At 69.9% G+C, this 23,611-nt stretch carries 23 protein-coding genes and 1 pseudogene; 12 read left to right on the top strand and 12 right to left on the bottom strand.

Features of this window, described 5'->3' with window-relative positions; all coding sequences use genetic code 11:
* Nucleotides 1–61: 61 nt before the first annotated feature.
* Nucleotides 62–2,314, top strand: coding sequence for a beta-glucosidase (locus KQ303_RS07760; protein ID WP_259729839.1), 2,253 nt, complete (start codon nt 62–64; stop codon nt 2,312–2,314).
* A gap of 30 nt (nt 2,315–2,344) precedes the next feature.
* Here the strand turns inward: KQ303_RS07760 and KQ303_RS07755 are convergent.
* Nucleotides 2,345–2,602 (bottom strand): annotated as a pseudogene (locus KQ303_RS07755) (cell division protein SepF); the annotation flags it as partial.
* A gap of 61 nt (nt 2,603–2,663) precedes the next feature.
* Nucleotides 2,664–3,227 carry a PAP/fibrillin family protein gene (locus tag KQ303_RS07750; RefSeq protein ID WP_259729838.1) on the bottom strand — a complete coding sequence of 188 codons (564 nt, stop codon included), beginning with the start codon at nt 3,225–3,227 and terminating at the stop codon, nt 2,664–2,666.
* Between the two features lie 164 nt (nt 3,228–3,391).
* Between KQ303_RS07750 and KQ303_RS07745 the strand changes: the two genes are divergently transcribed.
* The gene (locus KQ303_RS07745; protein ID WP_094512660.1) at nt 3,392–3,760 is read left to right on the top strand and encodes an RNA-binding protein; all 369 of its coding nucleotides are present in this window, start codon (nt 3,392–3,394) and stop codon (nt 3,758–3,760) included.
* A gap of 92 nt (nt 3,761–3,852) precedes the next feature.
* Here the strand turns inward: KQ303_RS07745 and KQ303_RS07740 are convergent, their stop codons facing one another.
* Nucleotides 3,853–5,436: an apolipoprotein N-acyltransferase gene (locus KQ303_RS07740; RefSeq protein WP_259729837.1), complete on the bottom strand. Its 1,584-nt coding sequence runs from the start codon at nt 5,434–5,436 to the stop codon at nt 3,853–3,855.
* Between the two features lie 50 nt (nt 5,437–5,486).
* Here KQ303_RS07740 and KQ303_RS07735 point away from each other — a divergent pair, with 50 nt between their 5' ends.
* The 3 genes from KQ303_RS07735 to KQ303_RS07725 all read left to right on the top strand — a co-directional run bounded on the left by KQ303_RS07735 (nt 5,487) and on the right by KQ303_RS07725 (nt 7,316).
* The gene (locus KQ303_RS07735) at nt 5,487–5,828 is read left to right on the top strand and encodes a phasin family protein (RefSeq protein WP_259729836.1); all 342 of its coding nucleotides are present in this window, start codon (nt 5,487–5,489) and stop codon (nt 5,826–5,828) included.
* A gap of 81 nt (nt 5,829–5,909) precedes the next feature.
* Nucleotides 5,910–6,566, top strand: a complete 657-nt coding sequence (locus tag KQ303_RS07730; RefSeq protein ID WP_255101150.1) for an FKBP-type peptidyl-prolyl cis-trans isomerase — start codon at nt 5,910–5,912, stop codon at nt 6,564–6,566.
* A 150-nt stretch (nt 6,567–6,716) separates the two neighbouring features.
* Nucleotides 6,717–7,316 (top strand): superoxide dismutase, encoded by a 600-nt coding sequence (locus KQ303_RS07725; RefSeq protein WP_259729835.1) that lies wholly within the window; start codon nt 6,717–6,719, stop codon nt 7,314–7,316.
* A gap of 12 nt (nt 7,317–7,328) precedes the next feature.
* Here KQ303_RS07725 and queA read toward each other — a convergent pair whose 3' ends face one another.
* From queA to lipB, 5 genes are all read right to left on the bottom strand, one after another.
* A complete protein-coding gene (gene queA, locus KQ303_RS07720; protein ID WP_259729854.1) occupies nt 7,329–8,453 on the bottom strand; it encodes a tRNA preQ1(34) S-adenosylmethionine ribosyltransferase-isomerase QueA in 1,125 nt (374 codons plus the stop codon).
* 31 nt (nt 8,454–8,484) lie between these two features.
* Nucleotides 8,485–9,849 (bottom strand): dihydrolipoamide acetyltransferase family protein, encoded by a 1,365-nt coding sequence (locus KQ303_RS07715; RefSeq protein ID WP_259729834.1) that lies wholly within the window; start codon nt 9,847–9,849, stop codon nt 8,485–8,487.
* Nucleotides 9,850–9,912: 63 nt separating this feature from the next.
* On the bottom strand, nt 9,913–10,356 hold the full coding sequence (locus KQ303_RS07710; RefSeq protein WP_094512666.1) for a YlqD family protein: 444 nt from the start codon (nt 10,354–10,356) through the stop codon (nt 9,913–9,915).
* Between the two features lie 46 nt (nt 10,357–10,402).
* The gene (locus tag KQ303_RS07705) at nt 10,403–12,361 is read right to left on the bottom strand and encodes an AMP-binding protein (RefSeq protein ID WP_259729833.1); all 1,959 of its coding nucleotides are present in this window, start codon (nt 12,359–12,361) and stop codon (nt 10,403–10,405) included.
* 27 nt (nt 12,362–12,388) lie between these two features.
* Nucleotides 12,389–13,069, bottom strand: coding sequence for a lipoyl(octanoyl) transferase LipB (gene lipB / locus KQ303_RS07700; RefSeq protein WP_259729832.1), 681 nt, complete (start codon nt 13,067–13,069; stop codon nt 12,389–12,391).
* Between the two features lie 51 nt (nt 13,070–13,120).
* Between lipB and hpf the strand changes: the two genes are divergently transcribed.
* The 5 genes from hpf to KQ303_RS07675 are packed head-to-tail and all read left to right on the top strand — an operon-like array spanning nt 13,121 to nt 17,993.
* Nucleotides 13,121–13,705, top strand: coding sequence for a ribosome hibernation-promoting factor, HPF/YfiA family (gene hpf, locus KQ303_RS07695; protein ID WP_094512669.1), 585 nt, complete (start codon nt 13,121–13,123; stop codon nt 13,703–13,705).
* A 4-nt stretch (nt 13,706–13,709) separates the two neighbouring features.
* A complete protein-coding gene (deoC, locus tag KQ303_RS07690; protein ID WP_259729831.1) occupies nt 13,710–14,390 on the top strand; it encodes a deoxyribose-phosphate aldolase in 681 nt (226 codons plus the stop codon).
* Nucleotides 14,387–15,223: a DNA repair protein RecO gene (gene recO, locus KQ303_RS07685; protein ID WP_259729830.1), complete on the top strand. Its 837-nt coding sequence runs from the start codon at nt 14,387–14,389 to the stop codon at nt 15,221–15,223. The genes deoC and recO overlap by 4 nt, the downstream gene beginning before the upstream one ends.
* Complete coding sequence (locus KQ303_RS07680) at nt 15,195–16,694, top strand: MFS transporter (RefSeq protein ID WP_399233213.1); 1,500 nt, start codon at nt 15,195–15,197, stop codon at nt 16,692–16,694. Before recO ends, KQ303_RS07680 begins: the two co-directional genes overlap by 29 nt.
* Nucleotides 16,695–16,721: 27 nt before the next feature.
* The gene (locus KQ303_RS07675; protein WP_259729828.1) at nt 16,722–17,993 is read left to right on the top strand and encodes a glycosyltransferase family 4 protein; all 1,272 of its coding nucleotides are present in this window, start codon (nt 16,722–16,724) and stop codon (nt 17,991–17,993) included.
* Here KQ303_RS07675 and KQ303_RS07670 read toward each other — a convergent pair.
* From KQ303_RS07670 to KQ303_RS07655, 4 genes are all read right to left on the bottom strand, one after another.
* Nucleotides 17,954–19,465: a 1-acyl-sn-glycerol-3-phosphate acyltransferase gene (locus KQ303_RS07670; protein ID WP_259729827.1), complete on the bottom strand. Its 1,512-nt coding sequence runs from the start codon at nt 19,463–19,465 to the stop codon at nt 17,954–17,956. The genes KQ303_RS07675 and KQ303_RS07670 overlap by 40 nt on opposite strands.
* A 208-nt stretch (nt 19,466–19,673) precedes the next feature.
* The gene (gene pyrF, locus KQ303_RS07665; RefSeq protein ID WP_259729826.1) at nt 19,674–20,435 is read right to left on the bottom strand and encodes an orotidine-5'-phosphate decarboxylase; all 762 of its coding nucleotides are present in this window, start codon (nt 20,433–20,435) and stop codon (nt 19,674–19,676) included.
* Nucleotides 20,435–21,739: a tyrosine--tRNA ligase gene (tyrS, locus tag KQ303_RS07660; protein WP_259729825.1), complete on the bottom strand. Its 1,305-nt coding sequence runs from the start codon at nt 21,737–21,739 to the stop codon at nt 20,435–20,437. The genes pyrF and tyrS overlap by 1 nt, the downstream gene beginning before the upstream one ends.
* 51 nt (nt 21,740–21,790) lie before the next feature.
* Entirely contained in the window at nt 21,791–22,114 is a 324-nt protein-coding gene (locus tag KQ303_RS07655; RefSeq protein WP_094512806.1) for a DUF1825 family protein, read from the bottom strand.
* A gap of 132 nt (nt 22,115–22,246) precedes the next feature.
* On the opposite strand from KQ303_RS07655, the gene KQ303_RS07650 reads away from it, so the two are divergent.
* Together KQ303_RS07650 and KQ303_RS07645 are read left to right on the top strand one after the other, a co-directional pair.
* The gene (locus KQ303_RS07650) at nt 22,247–22,981 is read left to right on the top strand and encodes a type II secretion system protein GspK (protein ID WP_259729824.1); all 735 of its coding nucleotides are present in this window, start codon (nt 22,247–22,249) and stop codon (nt 22,979–22,981) included.
* Between the two features lie 2 nt (nt 22,982–22,983).
* Nucleotides 22,984–23,595, top strand: a complete 612-nt coding sequence (locus tag KQ303_RS07645) for a GIY-YIG nuclease family protein (RefSeq protein ID WP_259729823.1) — start codon at nt 22,984–22,986, stop codon at nt 23,593–23,595.
* Nucleotides 23,596–23,611: the final 16 nt, after the last annotated feature.

The raw sequence follows: 23,611 nt of genomic DNA, 5'->3' as shown, positions 1-23,611 counted from the left end.
CCGGCCTGCGGCCTGCCGCTGGGAATGGCTGCACCATGAACAGTGAGCCCACCCCCCTGCCATGGCGCCGCCTCGCCCCCACCTGTTCAATGGCCGTGCCGGACCCGCCGCGGCCATTGAGCGCACAGCCCGCGCCCTGCTGGAGCGCATGAGCCCGGCGGAGAAGCTCGGCTGCCTCGATGGCGACACCCCGTTCTGGTCGGGGATGGCGGAAATCGCCACCCAGGACGCCTCCCACCGCCATCCATGGCCGGCTGGCGTGGTGCCCCGGCTGGGGATCGGCGGGCTGCACTTCGTCGATGGACCGCGTGGGGTGGTGCTCGAAGGCGGCGCCACCACCTTCCCGGTGCCGATCGCCCGTGGCGCCAGCTGGGATCCGGAGCTGGAGGAACGGATCGGCGTGGCGATCGGTCTTGAGGCCCGCTCGTTCGGCGCCAACTGGGTGGGAGCCGTTTGCGTGAACCTGTTGCGCCATCCCGGCTGGGGACGCGCCCAGGAAACCTATGGCGAGGATCCGGTGCACGTGGGGGCCATGGGCGCCGCCCTGACCCGCGGACTGCAGCGCCACACCATCGCCTGCGTCAAACATTTCGCGCTCAACTCCATCGATGGCTGCCGCTTCCTGGTGGATGTGCAGGCCAGCCCGCGGGTGCTGCATGAGCTCTACCTGCCCCACTTCCGCGACTGCGTCGACGCTGGCGCCGGCTCGGTGATGAGCGCCTACAACAGCGTGAACGGCGAGTGGTGCGGCCAGCACCCGCTGCTGCTGCAGGCCATCCTCAAAGACCGCTGGGGCTTCCGCGGGTTCGTGGTCACTGACTTCATCTTCGGGCTGCGCGATGGGCCACGCGCCCTGCAGGCGGGCCTCGACCTGGAGATGCCCTTTCCGATGATCCTGGCGGGCAGCCTGGGGCCGGCAGCGGGCCACCCCCTCAGCGCCGCCCTGCAGGCGCGCATTGACGATGCGGTGCTGCGCCAGCTGCGGGTTCAACTCGCCGTGCCCGCCGGCCGCTACCCGGTCACACTGCGACGCTGCGCGGATCACCTGGCGCTGGCGCGGGAGGCGGCCACCAAGGCGATCGTGCTGCTGCGCAATGAGGGGCCGCTGCTGCCGCTGGCCGCCACTGGCTCGCTGGCGGTGATCGGCCGGCTGGCGGCGCTGCCCAACCTGGGCGACCGGGGCTCCTCCGACACCCGGCCCGCAGCCGGCAGCATCGTGACACCGCTGGCGGGTCTGCGGGCGGCGGCTCCCACCATGGCCATCCGTCACGAGGAGGGGCGGAACCTGGCTGCCGCCGCCGCCCTGGCCGCCGCGAGCGACGCCGCCGTGGTGGTGGTGGGTCTGGATTGGCGCAACGAAGGCGAGCACATCCACCCGGGGGACATCGCCCCGGTGCTGGAGCAGGTGCCGCCCCCTGCCGCGCTGGTGCGCTGGCTGGGCTGGCGGCGGCTCACGCCGCTCTGGCGCCAGCTGACGCGGCTGATCGCGGCCCTGGCGCGGCTGGGCTCGGCCCGGCCCGGCAGTCACTTCGCCTCCGGCGACCGCACCTGCCTGGGCCTGCCTGCAGCGCAACTGCGCCTGATCCGGGCCGTGGCCGCCACCAACCCCCGCACCGTGGTGGTGCTGATGGGCGGCGGCGCCATCCTGTGTGAGGAGTGGCGGCAGCTGGTGCCGGCGCTGCTGCTGCTCTGGTATCCCGGCGAGCAGGGGGGCGCGGCCCTGGCCGATGTGATCTTCGGGCGGGTGTCCCCCTCAGGCCGGCTGCCGTTCGCCCTGCCCAGCAGCGAAGCGCACCTGCCGCCATTCGATCCACGGGCCCGGCGCCTCACCTATGACCTCTGGCACGGCTACCGCCGCCTGCGCCGCCAGGGACACGCCGCCGCCTACCCCTTCGGCTGGGGTCTGTCCTACGCGGCCTTCACCCATGAAGGGCTGGTGGCCCGGCTCGTGCCGGAGGAGCAGGTGCCACAGGCTCAAGGGCCCGACGTGCAGATGCTGGCCGTGTCGCTTGTGGTGCACAACACTGCGGCAGTGCCAGGCGACGAGGTGCTGCAGGTGTACGTGGAGCCCCCGGGCCTGCGGCTGCCGAGGGCGGCGCGGCAGCTGGTGGGCTTTCAGCGCCTGACCCTGGCAGCGGGGCAGACGCTGCCGCTCACCCTGCGGATTCCGCTGCGGCGTCTGGCCTACTTCGATGAGGCCCGCGACGCGTTCGTGCTGGAGGCGGGCTGCCACCGCGTGCTGGTGGCGCCTCACGCGGAGGCACCCGGCCTGGCGGTGGAGCTCACCTTGCGCGAGCAGGTGCTGGAGGACTGAGACAGATCAGCCGCCACCGCCCACGTCGCGGGTCACCCCCACCCCTTTGGGAGCGAACAGGAACACCATCTCGCCAAGCCGCTCCTGGTGGCCATCGAGCGCGAACACGCCACCGGAGACGAAATCCGCCGACCGCTGCGCCTCCTCGGGCGCCATCGCGGTGAGGTTGAGCACCACCGTCTTGCGTTCACGCACCGCCTGAACAGCGTCGAGCGACTCCTCGAAATGCCGGGGCTCCATCAGCAGCACCTCGGGTGGCAGGTCGGGGAACCGGTTCATGGTCACAACCTGACATGGTCAGCCGGCCGGTGCCAGCACGCTGGCGTGTGGCCCGGCCGGGTGGCGGGGGTCATGGGGCGGCGTCCGCCTGGTGGTCCAGGGCGCCCAGAAACATGTCGGGATCCAGATCGGGCCGGCGGCGCAGCGCAAACACGGTGCCGGCGTTGCCGCGGCTGAGGCGCAGCTGATCATCAAGAAACGTGACATCCAGCCAGGCGGGAAATCCCTGCTGAACGGCGCGGAACAGCTCCAGCCGACGGCCCGCCAGCTCGGGCCCGCGCCAACCACCCCGCTCGAAGGTCACGCTCACCCGCTGGGCGCCGGTGACGGCGATGCGGGCCTGCACGCCGATGGCTGCCAGTGGCCCCAGGGGACCCGCCAGTCGCAGCAGGTTCATCGCCTGGCCCCGTTGCGGCAGCAGCACCTGCAGGTTCTCCAGCCAGGGCGCCACTTTGAGATAAGGCAGTTGGCTGCTGCTCCAGCGCAGTTCCCACACGCCTGTCAGCTGCTCAAGCTGGTGGTCCAGATCGGCGGGCGCCTCCTGCTCCAACCCCTGGATCAGGGCCAGCAGTGCGTCGTCGGCCAGGGATCCGGGCCGCTCCAGGGCGTCGAGAAGCTGCTGGCGTAGTGGCATGGAGGAGGGCTGGCAATGGGTGGAAAACACACCGCGACGACGGGAAGACTTGGACGGACGTACGGGGCGAGCTCCTGTACGATTTGGTTGATTCCTAGATCCCTGGCCAGTCCACAAGTCTGTTCAAGACGTCGACGGATCCGTTCAAGTTTTTTCTCAGCTCAATGACAATCTACGTAGGCAACCTCTCGTTCGATGCCGAACAGGAGGATCTCCGTGACCTCTTCAGTCAGTACGGGGAAGTTCGCCAGTGCAGCCTGCCTCTCGATCGGGAAACCGGCCGGAAGCGCGGTTTTGCCTTTGTCGAACTGGCCAATGATGCCGAAGAACAGAAAGCCATCGACGATCTCCAGAACGTCGAATGGATGAATCGCATGATCCGCGTCAACAAAGCTGAGCCGCGTGGCGGCGGCGGTGGCGGCGGCAACCGCGGTGGTGGCGGCGGCTACGGCGGCGGCGGTGGCGGTGGCTACGGCGGCGGTGGTGGCGGCGGCGGCTACGGCGGTGGTGGTGGCGGCCGCAGCCGTTACTGAGCTGGTACTGAATTCACCCGTTGCTGATTCAACGAAGCGCCTTCGGTCGCTTCCTGATCAACCTTCAAGCCTCGCCCTGTGCGGGGCTTTTTTCATGGCTGCCGCCCAGTGCGGCTTGTGGCGGTAGGCCGGTTCGTGGCTGCCGCCCGACAGACGCCGCCGACCAGCGCCAGCACCAGCAGGGGCAGTTCGCCCCAGCGCACGTAGGGGGTCCACGCCGTGCGGTGCTCCAGCGCGAACAGGCCGGTGGCGGCATGCCCGGCGGCCAGCCGCTGGCGAATCACTCCGTGGTGGTCCACCACCAGGCTCGGACCGGTGTTGGCGGCACTGGCCAGCCAGCGGCCCGTTTCGATCGCACGCAGCTGGCTGAGGGCCGCGAACTGGTGCTGCAAGAGCGGGGGATAGGGATCGAGGTTGGCTGTGGCCAGCAGCCAGCCGGCTCCGGCGCGGCTGGCGGCCGCCAGCCCCCGGCCGTCCGACAGCTCGTAACAGATGGCCACAGCGAGCGCGCCCCCCGGCCGCTGCAACAGGCGCGAGGGCGCCCCGGGCTGCACCCCGCCCACCGCCGACAGGCCGGCCCAGCGCCACCAACGCGCCAGCGGCACCCATTCCCCAAGCGGCACCAGCCGGTGCTTGTCGAGGGCGGAGACGGGCTGGAGGGAGCCCGGCGGGAAGCGCAGCACACTGCTGCGCAGCTCTTCTCCCACCTGCCGGAAGCCACCGCTGAGCACCTCCACCGGCCCCGTTGCCGGCAGGTGTTGCCCCAGGGCGAGAGCCCCCTCCGGCAGCACCAGCAGATCCACCTGCCGCTGCATCGCCTCCGCCTGAGCGGCGGCCAGACGGCGGCGTAGGAGGAGTTGCTGATCGGCGTCGAACTTGCGCCGCGTGGGAATAGCCGGCTGCAGCACCAGCACGAGCTCCCGCAGGTCTACGGCCTCGCTGTGCTGGATTGCAGTGTGCTTAGCCGGGATCTGGCTCAGTCGCTGGTCCGGTTTCTGACCGGTGCTCTGGCGCTGACCTTCCAAAACTCCCAGCTGGCTCCAGCCGATCAGGTGCAGCAGCAGGATCGAGGCCGCCAGGAGCACACCGCTGCGACGCCGCCGCTGCGGGCCGCCGGCCAGCACCCGCCAGAGACCCCAGCCGATCAACAGCTGGACCGCCGCCACCAGGCCACTGCCGCCCAGTGCCGCCAGCCCGGCCAGAGGCCGGTCGCCGGGCAGGGCCGAGGCCCCGAGCCCGATCCAGAACAGCGGCCCGGTGGCCAGGGTCACTTCCGCCAGACCCCAGAGCGCGGCCGCCAGCAAAGCCGTGCTCCAGCGACGCGGATCGAGGCGGCGCACCAGCAGGCTCCACAGCGCCACCAGGGCGGCACCGAGCACCGCCAGGGCACCCCACAGGGCAAGGCAGAGGGGCAGGCTCAGCGGTAGCGGCACCCCCACCCAGTCGAGCGGATGGAGCCAGAGCAGCCAGCGGTGGCTCACCAGCACCGCCGCCGCCCCCCACAGGGCAGCGCCAGCCGGCGTGGTCTGCCCCCACAGCGGCACCAACGCCAGCCACAGCAGGGGCGGAAAGCCCCACGGGGCGAACGTCACGCCCGCCAGCGCACCCGCCAAGACGGCGGTGAAGGGAGCCGTGAGCGGGCGCGTGGCCCAGGGCAGCGGCCGGTCATCGCCCATGGTTTGGGTCCAGGGCGGGAGACCAGGATGGGGCACCGAACGTTGTCGCCATGGAACGGGACAATCTGCTGCAACAGCTGCTGCTGCGTGGGCTCGGCACCAGTTCGATGGTGGCTGAGCGGCTGCGCAGCGTCACCCAGTCGTGGGTGACCAGCGGCCGGCTCGATCCCGGCCAGGCCACCGCCCTGGTGGATGACGTGCTGCGAGCCCTGCGGGGAGACAACCCCGAGCTGGAGAAACAGGCAGGCCGCGCGGTGGAGCGCAACGTGGAGTCGTTTCTCCAGGACCTGGGGCTGGCGCGGCAGAGGGAAGTGGACGAGCTGCGTGGTCGCATCGACCGGCTCGAGCAGGCCCTGCGCGCCCGCCGGGAGACGGAGGACAGCAGCGACTGAATGCGACCTCGGCCGGAAACCGCAGTGCCCGCTGGCAGAATCGGGCCTGCCACCGTTTGTGCCTTGACCCGCCCGTCCGCCATGCGCGACATCCTGATCAGCTCGACCCTCTGCGTCGCCTTCCTGCTGGTGGCTCTTGTCAGCCAGCTGGTGGCCCCCAGCACGGTGGAGGCGGCAGGCACAAGTGCCGCGCTCACGACTGCGGCCCCCACCGCCAATGCTGCGGCAGCCGGCACCGCGCAGCCTGCTGCGGCCATGGCCGTGAACCGCTTCGAACTCGACCCCGACGACCCCAACCCCACACTTTTTGCCATGGCTTCTGACTCCAGCACCGATTCCTCCGTAGCCCAGGGAGGCGGCGCCGGCGCTCTCGGCGGTGAGATGGTGGCAGCCAAGGAACGGGTCACCCCCAGCGGGCTGCGCATCATTGACGTCAGCATCGGTGAAGGCGCTGAAGCGATCAGCGGCCAGAACGTGCTGGTGAACTACCGCGGCACCCTCGAGAATGGCAAGGAATTCGACAGCAGCTATTCCCGCAATCAGCCCTTCAGCTTCCCGCTCGGCGCTGGCCGGGTGATCAAGGGCTGGGATGAAGGGGTGGCCGGCATGAAGGTGGGCGGCAAGCGCAAGCTGGTGATCCCTCCTGATCTGGCCTACGGCGAGCGCGGCGCCGGCGGCGTCATCCCCCCCAACGCCACCCTCACCTTCGAAGTGGAGCTGCTGCGCGTCGGCGGCTGATTCGCCCCCCCGCCTTTACGGCGTGATGATGGGTGTGATTGTTAAAATGATCACACCAGCGGGCGGGTTCACACCGGCGGAAGGGTTCGCTCCGCGGATCGCTCCACGCGTCAGCCCGTCTCCGCTCTTCATCTTCTTTCGAACCCACCAATGGCTCACCAGCTGCCCGCGCTTCCCTACGAACTCGACGCGCTCGAGCCGCACATCTCCCGCCAGACCCTGGAGTTCCACCACGGCAAGCACCACGCGGGCTACGTGGCCAATCTCAACAAGATGGTGGAAGGCACCGATCTGGAAGGAAAATCCCTGGAAGAGGTGATCCTGGCTGTGGCCGGCGACGCCAGCAAGGCGGGCATCTTCAACAACGCCGCCCAGGTTTGGAACCACACCTTCTACTGGCAGGGTCTCAAGTCCGGCGGCGGCGGTGCCCCAAGCGGCGCTCTGGCCGACAAGATCAATGCTGATTTCGGCGGTTTTGATGTGTTCACCGAGCAGTTCAAAGCTGCCGGCGCCACTCAGTTCGGCAGCGGCTGGGCCTGGCTGGTGCTGGATGGCGGCACCCTCAAGATCACCAAGACCGGCAATGCCGATCTGCCCCTGGCGCATGGCCAGAAGGCCCTGCTCACCATGGATGTGTGGGAGCACGCTTACTACCTCGATTACCAGAACCGCCGCCCGGATTACATCTCCACCTTCCTCGACAAGCTGGTGAACTGGGAGTTCGTGGCCGCCAATCTGGCTGCCGCCTGAACCCTCAGGGCCTCAGGGCCTGGCCCCCGGCAGCACCGCTGCCGGGGCAATCCACATGGCATCGCCATAGGAAAAGAAGCGGTAACCCTCGTTGATCGCCGTGGCGTAGAGCTCCAGCAGCCGGGGACGCCCGATCAGGGCACTCACCAGCAGCAGCAGAGAGCTCTGCGGCAGGTGGAAGTTTGTGATCAGCCCTTCCACCACCCGAAAGCGGAACCCGGGCTGAATCACCAGGGCCACCGGCCCTTGAAAAGGCTGCAGCACTCCATCCGCTGACGCGGCGGCAGCCCCTTCCAGCGCCCGCACGCTCGTGGTTCCCATCGCGATCACCCGCCCGCCAGCGGCGCGTGTGCTGGCCACCGCCTCCACCACCTCCGCCGACACCTCCACCCATTCGCTGTGGAGTTCGAGCGCGCTGAGATCTTCCGTTTCCACCGGCCGGAAGGTGCCCAGCCCCACGTGCAGCGTGATCGCCACGAGGCGCACCCCGCGGGCCTTCAGAGCCGCCAGCAGCGCGTCGCTGAGATGCAACCCCGCCGTCGGTGCTGCCACGGCACCGGGTTTGTCGGCGTAGCGCGTCTGGTAGCGCTCGTCGTCGCTGCTGTCCTGCTGGTGGATGTAGGGCGGCAGGGGCATGCTGCCGTAACGATCCAGGAGCGCCTCGATAGCTGCGGCATCGACGCAGTGGGGCGGGAACTGGATCACCCGGCCGCCGCTGGCCTGATCCACCTCCAGCACTGTGACCACCAGCGGTGGTCCATCAGTGGCCTGCGGCGACAGTCCCCCAGCAGCCTGCAGCTCAAGCTCCTCACCGGGGTGGAGGCGTTTGGCGGGCCGTGCCAGACACAACCAGCGCCCTTCCCCGCGGGGTTCCAGCACCAGCAGTTCCACGGCCCCGCCGGTGCGGCGCCGTGCCGCCAGCCGCGCCTTGAGCACGCGGGTGTTGTTCACCACCAGCAGATCGCCGGGCTTGAGCTCCTCGGCCAGATCCCACACCGTTAAATGCCGCGGCGGAGCCGGCTCCGGCTCCACGGCCAGCAGGCGGGCCGCATGGCGCGGTTCCGCCGGCCGCTGGGCGATGCGCTCCTCGGGCAGATGGAAGCTGTAGCTGGAGAGCAGCGTGTCCGGATGGCTCAGGGAGCCGGCGGCAGGGTTCGACACCGTCGGTTCAGAGCGCCAGGCTTTCGGGCCGGTGTTCGATCAGGTCGGCCAGATCCTTGAGGAACGCCGCCCCGTGGGCGCCATAGATCACCCGGTGGTCGGCGGTCAGGTTCACCTGCATCTGGCGCTTGACGGCGATCGAGCCATCGGCGTTGGCCACCACCGTGGGGCGGGAGGCCGCCACCGCCAGGATCGCGCCGGTGCCGGGCGGAAGGATCGCATCGAAACGGTCGACCCCGAACATGCCGAGATTGGAGAGGGTGAAGGTGCCGGTGCTGTACTCGTCGGGCTTGAGTTGCTTGGTGCGGGAGCGGGCCACCAGGTCCGCCCAGCTGCGCGACAGGCTGTAGAGATCGGTGCGATCGGCCTCCTTCAGCACCGGCGTCACCAGGCCGCCGTCATCCATGGCCACGGCGATCGCCACATTGACGGAGGCGGGGTACACCATGCCGGTTTCGCTCGCTGCGGCGTTCACCTGGGGATGGCGCGCGAGCACCACGCCCACCGCCTTGGCGAGCAGGGCCGTCATCGTGACGCCCTTGCTCTTCACCTGCTTGTAGAAGGCATCGAGCCGATCGGTGGTGATCGTGTAGCCCACGTGGAAACAGGGAACCGCGAGACTGGCGAGCATGTTGCGGTTCACCGCCCCCTGCAGGGTGGTGAAGGCCACCGTCTCTCCCGGGCGGCCGAAGCTCTGGCCCGCGGGTGCGGCCGAGGCACCGCCACCGGCCGAAGCCCCAGCGGCAGCGGGAGCGGCGGCCGTGAAGGGGGCACTGCCTTCCGCCACCCGGGCCACCGAGGCGGGCTGGCCGGCAGCCCGCTCCACGTCCTCGGCCTGGATGCGGCCATGGGGGCCGCTGCCCTTGAGCGCTTCCAGCTTGACCCCGAGCTGGCTGGCCAGCTTGCGGGCGCGGGGAGTAGCCACCACCCGGCCGTTGCCCGCCGCCGGAGCAGCAGCCACAGGCAGGCTGGCAGCGGCAACAGCCGCTGGCGCCGGGGGAGCCACAGCGACCGGAGCCGCCGGCGCAACCGGTGCGGCAACGGGTGAGGGCGAGGCAGGGGCGGCCACAGGAGCGGGGGCTGCAGCGGGCGCGCTGGGGGCACCGGCCTGGGCAGCGGCGATCTCCGCTTCGGTTTCCACAATCAGACCGATCGTTTCGCCCACCGGTGCCGTGCCACCGGCCTGCATCAACACGGCGGCCAGGAAGCCCTCCTGGAAGGCCTCCACGTCCATGTCGGCCTTGTCGGATTCGACGACCAGGACGGACTCACCGCGCTCGACGCGGTCGCCGGGCTGCTTCAGCCACTCCACGATCTTGCCCTCCGTCATCGTGGAGCTCAGGGCGGGCATGAAGATTTCGTAGGTCGCCAAAGTCCTGGTCCCGATGCAGCCGGCGACGGGATTTTACGCGCCACGCCGTCGCCACCCCGGAGCTCAGCCCCCCTCGATCGCCTCCACGACGCCATCGCGCACCAGCACCGCCACCTGGAGCTTCTGCACCAGGTTGTCGCCCACCTTGATCTTGCAGGCGCCTTCGATCTGGCCCTGATCCACGATCTGCTCGAACTCCAGTTCGCGTACCTGGCGCTGCTGTTCGAGCATGGCGCGCTTCTGCTCCTCCAGTTCACTGCGCTTGGCCGCCACCTGCTGCTGCACTGAGCCCACCTGCTCCTGCACCCGTGGATCGAGCGGATTCATGCTCTGGCGGCGGATCTCATCCACCAGTTGCTGGCCCTCCTGCTCCAGCTGAGCGAGCTGCTGATCGGTGTTGGCGACAGCGCCGCTGAGCTCTCGCTCGGCATCTTCCTTCCAGCGCGGTGTCACCACCGCCCGCACCGTGATGGTGCGCTTGATGGTCAGCGTTTGGCCGTCGGACATGGGGGGTTGGTAGCAGCTACCAGGCTGTCAGCCGGTGGAGCGGGGGTCAACCGGCGTAGATGGCCTCCACTGCCGCCTGGTCCCGCTGGGTGATGCGGTCACGCCGCTGTTTCAGCGTCTGGGTGAGCAGGCCGTTGTCGATCGTGAACGGCTCCACCAGTGCCACCCCGGCCAGGCGTTCGTCGGGGCGCGAACCGGGGCGGGCCGCCAGCAAGCGGTTGAACTCACCTTTGAGGGCACGCAGCAACAGGGCATCGGCCTCTACAGCGGCACCGGCACCAGCGGGCGCCGGCAGACCGGCCGCCGCCGCGAAGGCCGCCAGCGGCTCGGCGCGGGGCACCACCAGGGCGCCCAGCTGGCGGCGGTCCTGCCCCACCAGCATCACCTGCTCCACCAGCGGATGGGCCACCAGGGCCTCCTCCAGCGGGCCGGGCTCGATGTTCTCGCCACTGCTGAGCACGATCGTGTCCTTGGCGCGGCCGGTGAGCACCAGGGAGCCATCGGGCAGCAGGTGGCCGAGGTCGCCGGTGTCGAACCAGCCGTCGGCATCGAGCACGGCAGCGGTGGCTTCCGGCTTGTTGAAGTAGCCGGCCATCACCTGCGGACCGCGCGCCAGCACCCGGCCCCGCTCGCCCCAGCCCAATGGCGCGCCGCTCTCCTGATCGACGATTTTCAAGTCGGTGTCCGGCAGGGGTTGGCCGGCGCTGCCGCGGCGGTTGCGCCAGGGCCGGCGGCAGGCAAGCACCGGGCTGGTTTCGGTGAGGCCGTAGCCCACCAGCAGCTCGATGCCGATCGCCTCGAAGAAGCTGTCCACGTGCAGGGAAAGGGCACCGCCGCCGCTGATCGCCGTGCGCAGCACCCCTCCCGACAACTGCTGCCTCACCTTCGGCCACAGCAGCGCAGCGGCCAGCGCATCCACCGGCCAGCTCACCGCACTGAGCAGCGCCGCCGTAAGCCGGGCCAGTGGCGGCTCCACCTGCAGGGTGAGGCCCCTGGCGCGGCGGCGCTGCAGCCCATGGAAGCGGCTCGCCGCCAGTGCCTTCTCGATCAGGCTGCGGCGCTTGGCGGGCATGGCCGCCAGCGCATCCTCGAAGCCCGCCAGAAGCGCTTCCCAGAGGCGGGGCACGCTGATCATGTAGTGCGGCTTGACCGCCTGCAGGTCACCGCGCAGGTGCTTGAGCGTGGTGTAGGTCTGGCGGCAGCCGGCCGCCAGCAGGAAGTATTCGGCCGTGCGCTCATAGGCGTGCCAGATCGGCAGCACGCTCAGCGCCCGGTCGCCGGGGCGGGGATTCACCGCCACCCCGAGGGTGCGGAGCTGATGCAGCAGGTTGGCGTGGCTGAGCGGCACGCCCTTGGGCCGGCCGGTGGTGCCGGAGGTATAGAGCAGCGTGGCCAGGCGCTCCGGCGCCACCGGTGGCAGCGGCGGTGGCGCCACGCCGGCCCCGCGGGCGCTGAAGTTTGGCCAGCTGAGGCCCATCACCTGCTCGTGCAGCGGCAGTGCGCCCGCGCCGGCTGGCTCCTCCAGCAGCACCACGAAACGCAGCCGGGCGAGCTGCTCGGGTGGCAGGGCCAGGCGCTGCAGCAGCGCGGCCGATTCCACCACCAGCCCCACCGCGCCGGAGTCCTCGAGGATGTAGCGCAGCTCCTCCACCGGCGCCGTGCTGCCCCGCACCGCATCGGCGGCGCCGGCCCGCATCAGCCCCTGGTCGGCGATCAGCCAGCGCGGCGAGTTCTCGGCAAACAGGGCCACCACATCGCCGGCGGCCACGCCCAGGGAGGCAAAGGCAGCGGCGGCCTCCAGGATCGCGGCGTTGAGGTCGCAGAAGCTGAGCTGCTCGGGCGGGGTGGTGTGGGGAGCCTCCAGGGCCACGGCTGTGCCGTAGCGCTGGGCCGCCTCCGGCCAGATCTGCTCCAGCCCGGTGATCTGGCTGAGGTCCTCGCGAGCGGCCAGCGCCTGACAGTCCTTCCGGTCACCCGACCAGGAAATCTCCGCCCGTGCTTTCACTGCCTTGCAGCCGATGGTGGCACAGGCTTAACACCCCCAGAGCCGTTCGGCGGGCTCCGGTGGTCGGAGCGTGAGTCCGAACGCCTCGGCACCCGCCCGACTCAGCAGCGGTTGCACCTGATCGGGGGTGATCCCGGGGCACCAGTCGCTCAGCCGGCCCACCGCCCGCCCTTCCAGACCGCAGGGCACGATCGCCTCGAATCCCCCCAGGTCACAGTTCACATTCAGGGCAAGGCCGTGCTGGCTGATCCAGCGGCGCGCCCCCACCCCGATCGCCGCCAGCTTGCGCCCCTCCAGCCACACACCGGTGAGCCCCTCGATCCGCTCCCCCACCAGGCCCAGCTCCGCCAGCACGCTGATCACCACCCCCTCCAAGGCGCGCAGATAGCAGTGGAGATCAGCGCCGTGCCGCTGCAGATCGAGCACGGGGTAGAGCACCAGCTGGCCGGGCAGATGGTGGGTCACCTCCCCGCCGCGATCGATGCGGTGCAGGGGCGCAGGCGGAGCCTGGGGTTCGAAGCGCAGAAATTCTGAGCTGGCCCCGCGACCGAGCGTGTAGCAGGGCAGGTGCTGGAGCAGCAGCAGCGCTTCCGGAGCCGCGGGGTTGGTCAGCAGGCGATCACGCAGCTGCTGCTGCCAGTGCCACGCCTGAGTGAACTCCACCGGCGCCGGGGGTTCAAAACGGATTGCATCGAGAAGTGGTTTCATGCGCCTGGCTTCCTAGGCTTATTGCAATCCGATCGCCAAAGGAGCGGTTCGATGAAGCTGTTGATCCACGGTCGCAATCTCGACGTCACCCCAGCCATCCGGGAGTACACGGAAGACAAACTGACCCGGGCGATCAATCATTTCGAGGGGCTGGTCAAGGAGGCGGATGTTCATCTGTCGGTGGCCCGCAACCCCCGGGTTCCCCAGCAGACGGCGGAGGTCACCGTGTTCGCCAACGGCCTCGTGATTCGCGCCCAGGAACGCAGCGAAAACCTTTACGCCAGCATCGATATGGTGGCGGGAAAACTCAGCCGCCAGCTGCGCCGCTACAAGGAGCGCCTCACCGATCACCACCAGAGCGACGTGCAGGAGGCGGTCGGCCTCGAAGACGGCACCACCGACACCACGGCGCTCACGGCCGATCTTCTGGCCGGCCGCGAACCGGAACTGCCGGTGCCCGCTGTGCGGCGCAAGTATTTCGCCATGCCGGAGATGAGCCTGGAAGCGGCGCTGCACCAGCTTGATCTGATCGATCACGATTTCTACGTGTTTCGTGATGAGAAGACGAGAGGAATTCAGGTGCTTTACCGCCGCAATCATGGTGGCTTCGGAGTGATTCAACCGCGGGATTCCTGAACTCTTGCGCCACGAACGCCCCGACCTGGCACCGCTCATTGATCACGCGCTTCTCGATCCCCATCATGGGATCGAAGCCGTGCATCGTTGCTGCGACGAGGCCCGCCACTTCGGCTTCGCCGGTGTCTGCCTCGCCTCGCGCTGGCTGGCCTGCGGCCGGGAACGGCTGGGCAGTGCCAGCCGCGTGCGGTTGATCGGGGTGGTGGCCTTCCCCTTCGGCGCGGTGCCGGCGGCGATCAAACGGGCCGAGGCGGAAGCCGCCGCGGCCGCGGGCGCCGACGAACTGGACATCGTGCCCGACTTCGGCGCCCTCGCCGATGGCAACGGCAGCGCCGTCTACGAGGAGATCGGCGCGATCGTGGAGCTGGGCCTGCCGGTGAAGGTGATTCTCGAGGCCGGCAGGTTGAGTGATCCCGCCCTGGCCCTGCTGGTGGAGGCGTCCATCGATGCCGGCGCCGCCTTCCTCAAGAGCGGCAGCGGCTTCGGTCCGCCGGTGAGCGTGGCCCAGGTGCAGCACCTGCGCGAGCTGGCCCGCGGCCGCGTGGCCGTGAAAGCCTCCGGTGGCATCACTGGGCTGGAGCAGGCCTTCGAGCTGGTGGAGGCCGGCGCCAGCCGGCTCGGCACCAGCCGTGGAGTGGCACTGATGCAGGCGCTGCGCAGCCCCGCCACACCCCCTGGCTCGTGAGCGGCGGCGCGGCGCGCCTGGAGGGGCTCGTGCTCAAGAGCGGGCCCCTCGGCGAAAACGACCGTCTGATTACCTTGCTCACCGACGCCGAAGGGCTGGTGCGGCTGGCGGTGCCGGGAGCGCGCCGGCCGCGCAGCAGCCTGGCGGCAGCGGTGCCGCTGGCCCTGCTCCAGCTGCAGGTGGGCGGTGGCCGCGGCCTGCGGCGGGTTCGGCAGTTGCAGGTGCAGCGCACCCATAGCCAGCTGGCGGAGCGGCTGGAAACGCTCGCTGCCGCTCAGGCGCTGGCGGAGCTGGCCCTGCTGCTGGTGCCGGGCGGCGATGGCGTCCACGGGGTGCTGGAGGATCTGCTGATGCAGCTGGGGCGTCTAGACACCGTGGTGCGCGAGCGGCAGGAGAGCGTTGAGGCCCTGGCGATCGCGGTGCAGGGCAGCGTGCATCTGCTGGCCCTAGGCGGCTACGGCCTGCCGCTGCAGAGCTGCGGCCGCAGCGGGCAGCCGCTGGAGCCACCGATCGGCAACTGGGACTGGCGCTGCAGCCTGGTGCCCAGCGAAGGGCTGTTGATCGGCGCGGTGCCCGGGGCGATGCTCGTGCTCAATGCCTCTGAACTGGCGCTGCTGCAACGGCTGACACGCCCGGCTCCACCGCGCCGCCGGGACGGGGAATTGATGGGGCCGCTGGCGGTGTGGCTGCGGCTGCTGCAGCTGGTGGAACTGTGGACCCAGGAGCACGGCGGACGCCGCTGCCGTGCGTTGCGTCTTCTGCGTGACTGCTTCGAGCCGGGTCACGCGCTGGAGGCACCATCCCCTGAGCCATCATTGCGGCGGAACGGATAGAACCTTGAGCGGATTGTCCCGAGCCACCCCCCCGCCTCCGCCGATGCCGGAGGCCGGCCCCAGCGGAGGCAGCGCCGGCGAAGATGCGTCCAGAGGTCCGGCAGCCTGCCCGGAGGCGGCCGCCAGCGAGGAGCTGGCCAGCACGGCCCGGGGCCAGGGCTTGCAGGCGGTGCTGGCCCTGCCCGACTTCCGGCGCCTGTGGCTGGGGCAGATCTTCTCCCAGCTGGCCGACAAGTTCTACATCGTGTTGATGGTGTTCCTGATCGCCCAGTACTGGGTGACGGACACCCCCCAGACCAACGCGCTGCTGGCTGAAGCGGCCGCCAGCCTGCGCTTCGATTTCGAGACCCGCGCCCAGATGATCACCCTGCTGGCCACGGGGATCTATGTGGCCAACACCGTGCCCGCCATGGCCCTCGGCACCGTGGCGGGGGTCTGGGCCGACCGCTGGCCGAAACGCAAGGTGATGGTGGCCTCCAACGCCCTGCGCGCGGGCCTGGTGCTGCTGGCCCCGCTGCTACTGATCCCCGGCCCCTTTTTCCTCGGCCTCAGCTGGGGCTACTGGGGCCTGGTGGCGATGACCTTCCTCGAGTCGGTGCTCACCCAGTTCTTTGCGCCCGCCGAGCAGGCGGCCATTCCCCTGCTCGTGCCGCGACCGCTTCTGCTCGCTGCCATCTCGCTCTACCAGGCCACCAGCATGGGCGCCACGATCGTGGGCTTCGCGCTCGGCGACCCGGTGCTGCGCCTGCTGCGCAACGGACTCGCCACGCTCGGCATCGAAGGCGGTGAGTTCGTGCTGCTCCCGCTTTGCTACGGGCTGGCGGCGCTGTCGATTGCCCGCATCCGCGTGGTGGAAGCCCCCTGGCAAGACCGCGGCACCTCGGTGTGGGGCGAGATCCTGGAAGGAATCCAGGTGCTTCGCGAGCGCTCCAGCGTGCGAAATGCCCTGGTGCATCTTGTGTTGCTGTACAGCATCCTGGCGGCGCTCTATGTCCTGGCCATCAGCCTGGCCTCGGCGATCAAGGGGCTCGGACCCACCCAGTTCGGCACCCTGCTGGCCATGAGCGGCCTGGGCATGGCCGTCGGTGCACTGGCGGTGGCCCAGCTCGGCCGCGGCTTCACCCGCCGCCTGCTCTCGGCCTCGGGCCTGGGCCTGATCGCCTTTGCGCTGGTGCTGCTGGGCCAGGTGCGCGGCAGCCTGTCGCTCACACTCGGCTTGTGCGTGGCGCTGGGGGTGGGCGCCGCCCTGCTGGCCATCCCCGCCCAGACCACCATCCAGGAAGACACCCCGGAAGAACTGCGCGGCAAGGTGTTTGGCCTGCAGAACAACCTGATCAACATTGCCCTGAGCCTGCCGCTTGTGCTGGCGGGCACGGTGGTGAGCCGCTACGGGCTGCAGCCCGTGCTCTGGGTACTTGCGGGCATCACCCTGCTGGCGGCCCTGCTGGAGCGTCCCTGGCAGCGCTGCTAGCGTTTTGGCAGAAATGGGCGACAGCAGTTGGCGCATATCGCCTGGCTGGGCAAGAAATCACCCTTCTGCGGCAACGTCACCTACGGGCTCACCACCACGGAGCAGTTGCGGCAACGGGGCCACCGCATCAGCTTCATCCACTTCGACACACCCGCCACGGGCCCCGGGCTGCCCTGGGATCCTCCGAGCGTCAACGGCAAAGGCCTGACGCTCACCAAGGAGGCGTTGCGGGCCTCGCGCCGGGCCGCGCTGGCGGGCGATGAGAGCGAAGTAGCCCTGCCCTACCTGCTGAAGTCGCAGGTGTACACGGTCCCCGCGCCGGGCGCCCAGCGGGAGTTGCGGGAATCGCTGGAGCAGCTCAAACCGGATCTGGTGCACGCCAGCCTCACGCTCTCGCCGCTCGATTTCCTGCTGCCCGATCTCTGCCAGCAGCTGGGCGTGCCGCTTGTCGCCACCTTCCATCCCGCCTTCGACGCCGGCCTTCGTAACCTGGCGGGCGGTACCCAGCAGCTCACTTACCAGCTCTATGCCCCGGCTCTGGCCCGCTTCAACCGGGTGATCGTCTTCTCCGAGCTGCAGGCCGAGGTGCTGTCCCGGCTGGGGGTCAAGGAAGACCGGTTGGCGGTGATCCCCAACGGCGTAGACACCGATGTGTGGAAGCCCGCGGACTCTGAGCGAGGAGGTTCAGAGCGGAGAGGCTCCGAGCGTGGCAGCAGCGCTCTGCGCCGTGAGGTGCAGGCGCGCTGCGAAGGCCGCCGCCCGTTTCTGTACATGGGCCGGCTGGCCACCGAGAAGAACGTGGAGGCCCTGCTGCGCGCCTGGCGGTTGGTGCGGCCAGCCGGCTGCGTGCTGGTGATCGTGGGCGATGGGCCGCTGCGGGGATCGCTGCAGGCCGCCCATGAAGACCCGGGCATCCTCTGGTGGGGCTATGAACCTGCGCTGGAGCGACGGGTGGCGCTGCTGCAGGCCTCGGAGGTGTTCCTGCTGCCGTCGCTGGTGGAGGGGTTGTCGTTGTCGTTGCTGGAAGCTATGGCCAGCGGCACCGCCTGTGTGGCCACCGATGCTGGCGCCGATGGTGAGGTGCTGGAGGGAGGGGCCGGCATCGTGATCAGCACCCAGGGGGTCACCACCCAGCTGCGCACCCTGCTGCCGGTGCTGCGCGACCAGCCGGTGCTCACCGCCGAACTCGGGCGCCGTGCCAGGGAGCGGGCGCTGCAGCGCTACACGCTCACACGCAACATCGAGGCGTTGGAGCGCGTTTACGCCGAACTGGTTCCTCGTCCCGCCCTGGCGGCCTGAGAGCCAGGGCCGGCTCCCTCCAGTTCCGCCAGCATGCGGGCGCGCAGGTCGGCCATCAGTTCCTCCACAGCCTCACGGCGACCGCTGAGGTAGCGGCCGTGCCGCTCGGTCACATCGATCGGCTCCCCCACCGACAGCCGGGCGAGCCGGGAGCCCAGCTCGGGTGTCTTGTCGTGGCTGGTGCCGTTGATCCAGGTGATCGCTCGCCACAGGATCTGCAGCACTTCGGTGTAGCGATCGAAGCTGGGCTTCTCAGCCACGTAGGAACCGCTGAGCGTGGAGAAGTATTCCACCAGGCGCATATGGTCCATGGCCAGGCGGGCCTCGGTGGCCTGCCAGTCGGCCAGGCTGCGCTCCAGGGGCGTCATCGCCTTCAGGTCGTCGCGGTAGATGCGGTCCCAGCCCGCCTGCTCCACGCGCCGGCAGCGCTCACCGAGGCTCCCCTTCGGACGCAAGAGCTGCAAACGGCTTTCAGCCACCCCCAGCGCCGCGTTGCGAATCCGCTCGAGCCTGGTGATGAAGCCGTTCTCGAGGCAGGACGGGTACAGCGCCGGGGCCGAAAGAGGAGGCAGGTCCAGGCCATGGGCCTCCCGGTAGAAGGCCTCCAGCAGGGTGATCACGTTGTCGCCCAGCTGGATCAGGCGGCGGTAGCGCAGCGCTTCCGCCACGCTGCCATCTCCCATGGAGCTGCCTGCTCCTGCAGGGTGTGCTGTGTTGTCTGATGCTTCTGAACCTTCCGCACCTTCTGAGCCTTCGGCACCATGCCGGCCCGGACGCCGGCGGAGCTGGGCTTCGAGGCGATCGAGGAGCGTATCGATCGCCGGCCAGTCGCGGCCCTGCGTCACGTACTTGAGGGCGATCGGCACGATCAGCACCCGCTCCTGACGGCCGGCGGCCGCCAGGTCGTCGCAGCACCAGAAGGCCATCTGGGCCAGCCCCGGCTCCAGGGGGCCAAGCAGCTCGCCGTGGTTGTTGGTGGCACCCTCCGGAGCGATCGCCAGCGGGAACGGGCCCTGGGCCAGCACCTCGCGGGCGGCCTTGAGCGCCACCCGGTCGAGCTTGCCGCGCTGAATCGGGATGCCTCCCAGCGCGCCCAGGATCCAGCCGGCAGCCTCTCCCGCCCACAGGGGAATGCCTCGGTCGTAGAGGAACTGGCTGTGCACCGGTCTGCGCAGGGTCAGCCCTGCCGCCCGGGCGGCCCGGGGCACCTCCTCCCAGATCAGCCTGGCCATCGTGAGCGGATCGGTGGTGGTGGGGTGGCGAAAGGCGATCAGCAGCCGCACGCGGCCCTGCTGGTGCTCCGAAAACAGCTGAGCCAGCCGCTCCGCCCCCTCCACCTGACAGTCCACAATCTCCCGCGTGCGCAACAGCAGCGGCAGCGCCCAGCGGCTGAGCCGGTGCACCCAGGGGCTGAAGTGGGCGGGGAGGAAGCGAAGGCCCGACTGGGCCGGCTGGATCCCGGCGCGGGGCATGGTCGGGGGGCAGAGCGTGCCTGCAGCATCCCCCGTTGCGGCCCGGCTGTCTGTGCGCCACGGGCCGGCGGGATCAGCGGCTGGCGGACCAGGGGAAAACGGGACCCGCTCCTGGCGGGCTGGGTGGGTGGTCTGCGGGGCAGCCGGCGGGAGTGGGTCTGGTGTGGGCCGCTGGGCCAGGCCAAGCCTCAGACAGCGGGGCGGTGGCTCAGGGCGATGCGGTCAGTTCGGCGCAACAGGCCGCGAACGCCGCCGCCGGATCGGGTACTGCCGTGATCGGCCGGCCGATCACCAGCTGGCTGGCACCAGCGGCGATCGCCTGGGCCGGCGTGAGCACGCGGGCCTGGTCGCCCGTGGCGGCGCCGGCGGGGCGGATGCCCGGGGTCACCAGGGTGAAGGGCAGTGGATGCCGCGCGCGCAGCTCGGCCACCTCCAGCGGTGAACACACGGCACCGCGCAGCCCGGCGGCAGCCGCCAGGGCCGCCAGGTGGCTCACGTGGGCGGCCATCGCCACCGGAACCTGCAGTTCGGCGGCGAAGCGGTCGGCCTCCCAGCTGGTGAGCACCGTGACCGCCAGCAGGGTGGGCGGAGCCATGCCCTGGGCAGCAGCACCCTGCTCCGCCGCCGCCTGGGCCGCCGCCAGAGCCCGGCGACCTGCGCTGGCATGCACGGTGATCAGCTCGGCACCCAGAGCGGCGGCGCTGTGGCAGGCGCCAGCCATGGTGGCGGGGATGTCGTGGAACTTCAGATCCAGAAACACGCGCAGGCCACACCGGCGCAGCTCGCGCACCACATCCGGCCCGGCGGCGGTGAACAGCTCCAGGCCCACCTTCACCCAGCGCAGCTCCGGAATCGAGGCGGCCAATGCCAGGGCGCTGCCGGCATCGGGCCGGTCAAGGGCCACGATGATCCGCTCTGCAGGATCGGCCAACGCCGTGGTGCCCACCGTGGTTCGCACTGTGGTGGCCATCAGGGCACCAGCCGCCGGAAGGTCTTCTTGCCGAGCTGCAGCACCTTGCCGTCCAGCTCCGCCGGGCTGCTGAATTCCAGGTTGGGATCGCTCAGCTTCTCGCCATCCAGCTTCACGCCGCCCCCCTGGATCTGGCGCCGTCCTTCACTGCTGCTGGCGCAGACCCCGATGGCACTGAGCAGGAAAAAGGCCTTGGCGGGAAAGCTCACCGACGCCAGTGACGCCTCCAGCACGTCGACAGCCTCGGCACGGGGCGAGCCGCCTGCTTCACCATCGAGCCCGGGGTTCCGCCCTGCCCCCACTCCCACCAGTCCGGCGGCATCGGCCTGGGCCTGCAGCGCCGCCTGCTGGCCATGGCGTGTGGCGGTCACCTCCAGGGCCATCGCCTTCTGGCGCTCCCGCGGATTGGCCGGCAGCGCCTCGAGCTCGAGATCCGTGAGCAGGGTGAGGTAGGCGTTCACCGCAGCGTCGGGCACCTTCTCCAGCTTTGAATACATCGAGAGCGGGTCGTCCTGGAGCCCCACGGTGTTGCCCAGGCTCTTGCTCATCTTTTGCATACCATCGAGCCCCGGCAGGATCGGCAGCAGCAGGCCGAACTGGGGCGGCTGGCCGAAGTGGCGCTGCAGATCGCGGCCCATGGCCACATTGAACTTCTGATCGGTGCCGCCCAGCTCCAGGTCGGAGCGCACCGCCACTGAGTCATAGCCCTGCAGCAGCGGGTACAGGAACTCATGCAGGGCGATCGGCGTGCCGCCGCCATAGCGCTTGGAGAAGTCGTCCTTGGCGAGCATCTGCCCCACGGTGCTGGTGCCCAGCAGCTCGATCACCTGCGGCAGATCCAGGGCCGCCAACCACTCGCTGTTGCGGCGCACCTCCAGCCGGCCGGGGGTTTCGAAGTCGAGCAGGGCGCGCTGCCGCGGCTGTCCCTGGCCCAGCTGCTCCAGATAGGTGGTGGCATGGGCGGCCACCGCCTCGGCGCTGAGCTGCACGCGGGTGGCGCTCTTGCCGGTGGGATCACCGATGCGGGCGGTGAAGTCGCCGATGATCAGCACGGCGGTGTGGCCAGCGTCCTGGAAGGCCCGCAGCTTGCGGAACAGCAGGCTGTGCCCCAGATGGATGTCGGAGCCGGTGGGATCGATGCCGAGCTTGATGCGCAGCGGCATGCCCTCCCGCTCGGCTTCCGCCAGGCGCGCGGCCAGGGAGGTGGCGCTGCCGGCCAACGGACCCGCCTCGTGCGGAAAGAGATCCGCCAGGCCCCGGCTCAGCCATGCCGGCACGTCCGGCCACACCTGCGCCTGCCCCATCCGTTCACCCCACCCGTGCCACGACCCGTCGCGGCGGATCGTAGGCAGGCGTCAGCAGGACGAGCTCAGCTCGCTCTTCATGCGCTCGAGCGTGAGATGCATCTGGCTGAACATCTGCTCAGGCGTCATGCCGAACTGGCCCAGCTGCGTGCGCAGCTGCTCGACGGTGAGCTTGGCCTGGAAATCCTCAGAGAGCTCGAAGCGCTTCATGAACACCCGGTAGCGGTCCATCAGCTCCTCCATCCGCTCGATGAAGAGCTTCTTGCCCTCGCGGTCGAACTTGCCGTAGTCGGAGCCCAGCTGGGTGAGCTGCTGGTAATCGGTGAACAGGCGCCGGGCTTCGTCCTGCACGATTTCGGATTCAAAGAAGCCCATCAAGCTGCCGAACACAGAGCGATCGGAACGATTCTGCGGCGCCTGCCTGTCTGCCGGTGAGTACGGATTGACGTATCGACCGCCCCCTGCCGCTAACTTCGGCCCAGTCCGTCGTGGCTGAAGGGGGCCGCCATGGCCAGAGGGCACTGGTTGGATCCACTGGCGCGCCGCCTGCTGATCGCCACTGGGCAGATTGCGCCGCCGCCACCACCGCTTCGTCGTGAGCCGGCGTCATCGAACGCCGCAACAGATACGGCCGGGGCCGGTGGCGGCCCTGAGCCTGTCGGCGCCGACGCGGCCGTGGAACGGGAGCTGATGGCCTTGAAGCTGAAGCAGAACCCTGGCCTGCGGCTGCGGGATGCCGCCCAGGTGCGCCACGCCGCCGCCCTGGGCTGGCGGTTGGATGTGAACCGCGCCACCCCCGCCGACTGGCTGCGGCTGCCCGGCTGTGAGCCCCACCAGGTGGATCTGCTCTTGCGTCTGCAGGCCGGCGGTGTGCAGCTCAGCGGTGAGGACGACCTGCAACGGTTGCTGGGCCTCAGCGACGCCCAGCTGCAGTGCTGGCTGCCACTGCTGGAGTTCCGCTGGTATGGGGAGCCCGCTCCGCTGCGGCCGGTGCCGCTGGATGTGAACCGCTGCAGCGCCGAACAGCTGCAGGCGCGGCTGCCGCTTGATCCCCCCCGTTGCCAGCGGCTGGTGCGCGAACGGGGGCGGGGGCCCTTTCAGGATCTCGCCGATCTGCAGCAACGGCTGCAACTGCCCCCCCACCTGGTGGAGGCCCTGATCGGCAAGGTGAGTTTCGGCCGGGGGCCGGTGGGGCCGGATCTGCCACGGCCGACACCGGCGCCACAGCGGCAGCGGCCCTGAGCATGGGCCTGCCGCGCCAGGGCCAGCTCGACCTGTTCGGCGCCGGGCCGGCGTCCGCCGCCGGCGAGCACGTGCCCACGGCTCTGCCGTTGGCGCGCCACCAACTGTTGCGCTGGCAGCAGGGCCTGGCCGACTTTCAGCGTCCCTTGCACGGCAGCGGGGCCGGAGTGGCGCAGCGCTCGCTGTTCGGAGCCGGCGGGGCCGATACCGCCGCCGCGCAGGCTGCCGTCTTCGACCCGCTGGCGCTGGCGCCGCTCAACCTGCAGTTCTGGCGCTGGCCGGAGCCGCCGCAGCAGGGGGCGGCCCTGTATGTGGTGATGGACCGCCAACCCCAGCTGGAGCACCCCCTGTTGCTGTACGTGGGTGAGACCGGCTGTGCCGATCGTCGCTGGAAAGGCGACCACGACTGCAAGACCTACCTGGCGGCCTACGACGAAGCCCTGCGCCGCTGCGGGCTCGCCAGCGGGCTGAGCATCCGCTTCTGCAGCGACGTACCCGGGGCGGTCAGGCCGCGCCGGGCTCTGGAGCAGGCGCTGATCCGCCGTTGGCAGCCCCCTTTCAACAAGGAAACGCGGCAGCGCTGGGCCACCCCCTTCACCGCCGATCCGGCCTGAGCACCAGCGGGGAGTC

Source organism: Synechococcus sp. CS-1333 (assembly GCF_025128015.1).
Classification (GTDB): domain Bacteria; phylum Cyanobacteriota; class Cyanobacteriia; order PCC-6307; family Cyanobiaceae; genus MW101C3.
This window is presented reverse-complemented; position numbering and strand designations above follow the sequence as displayed.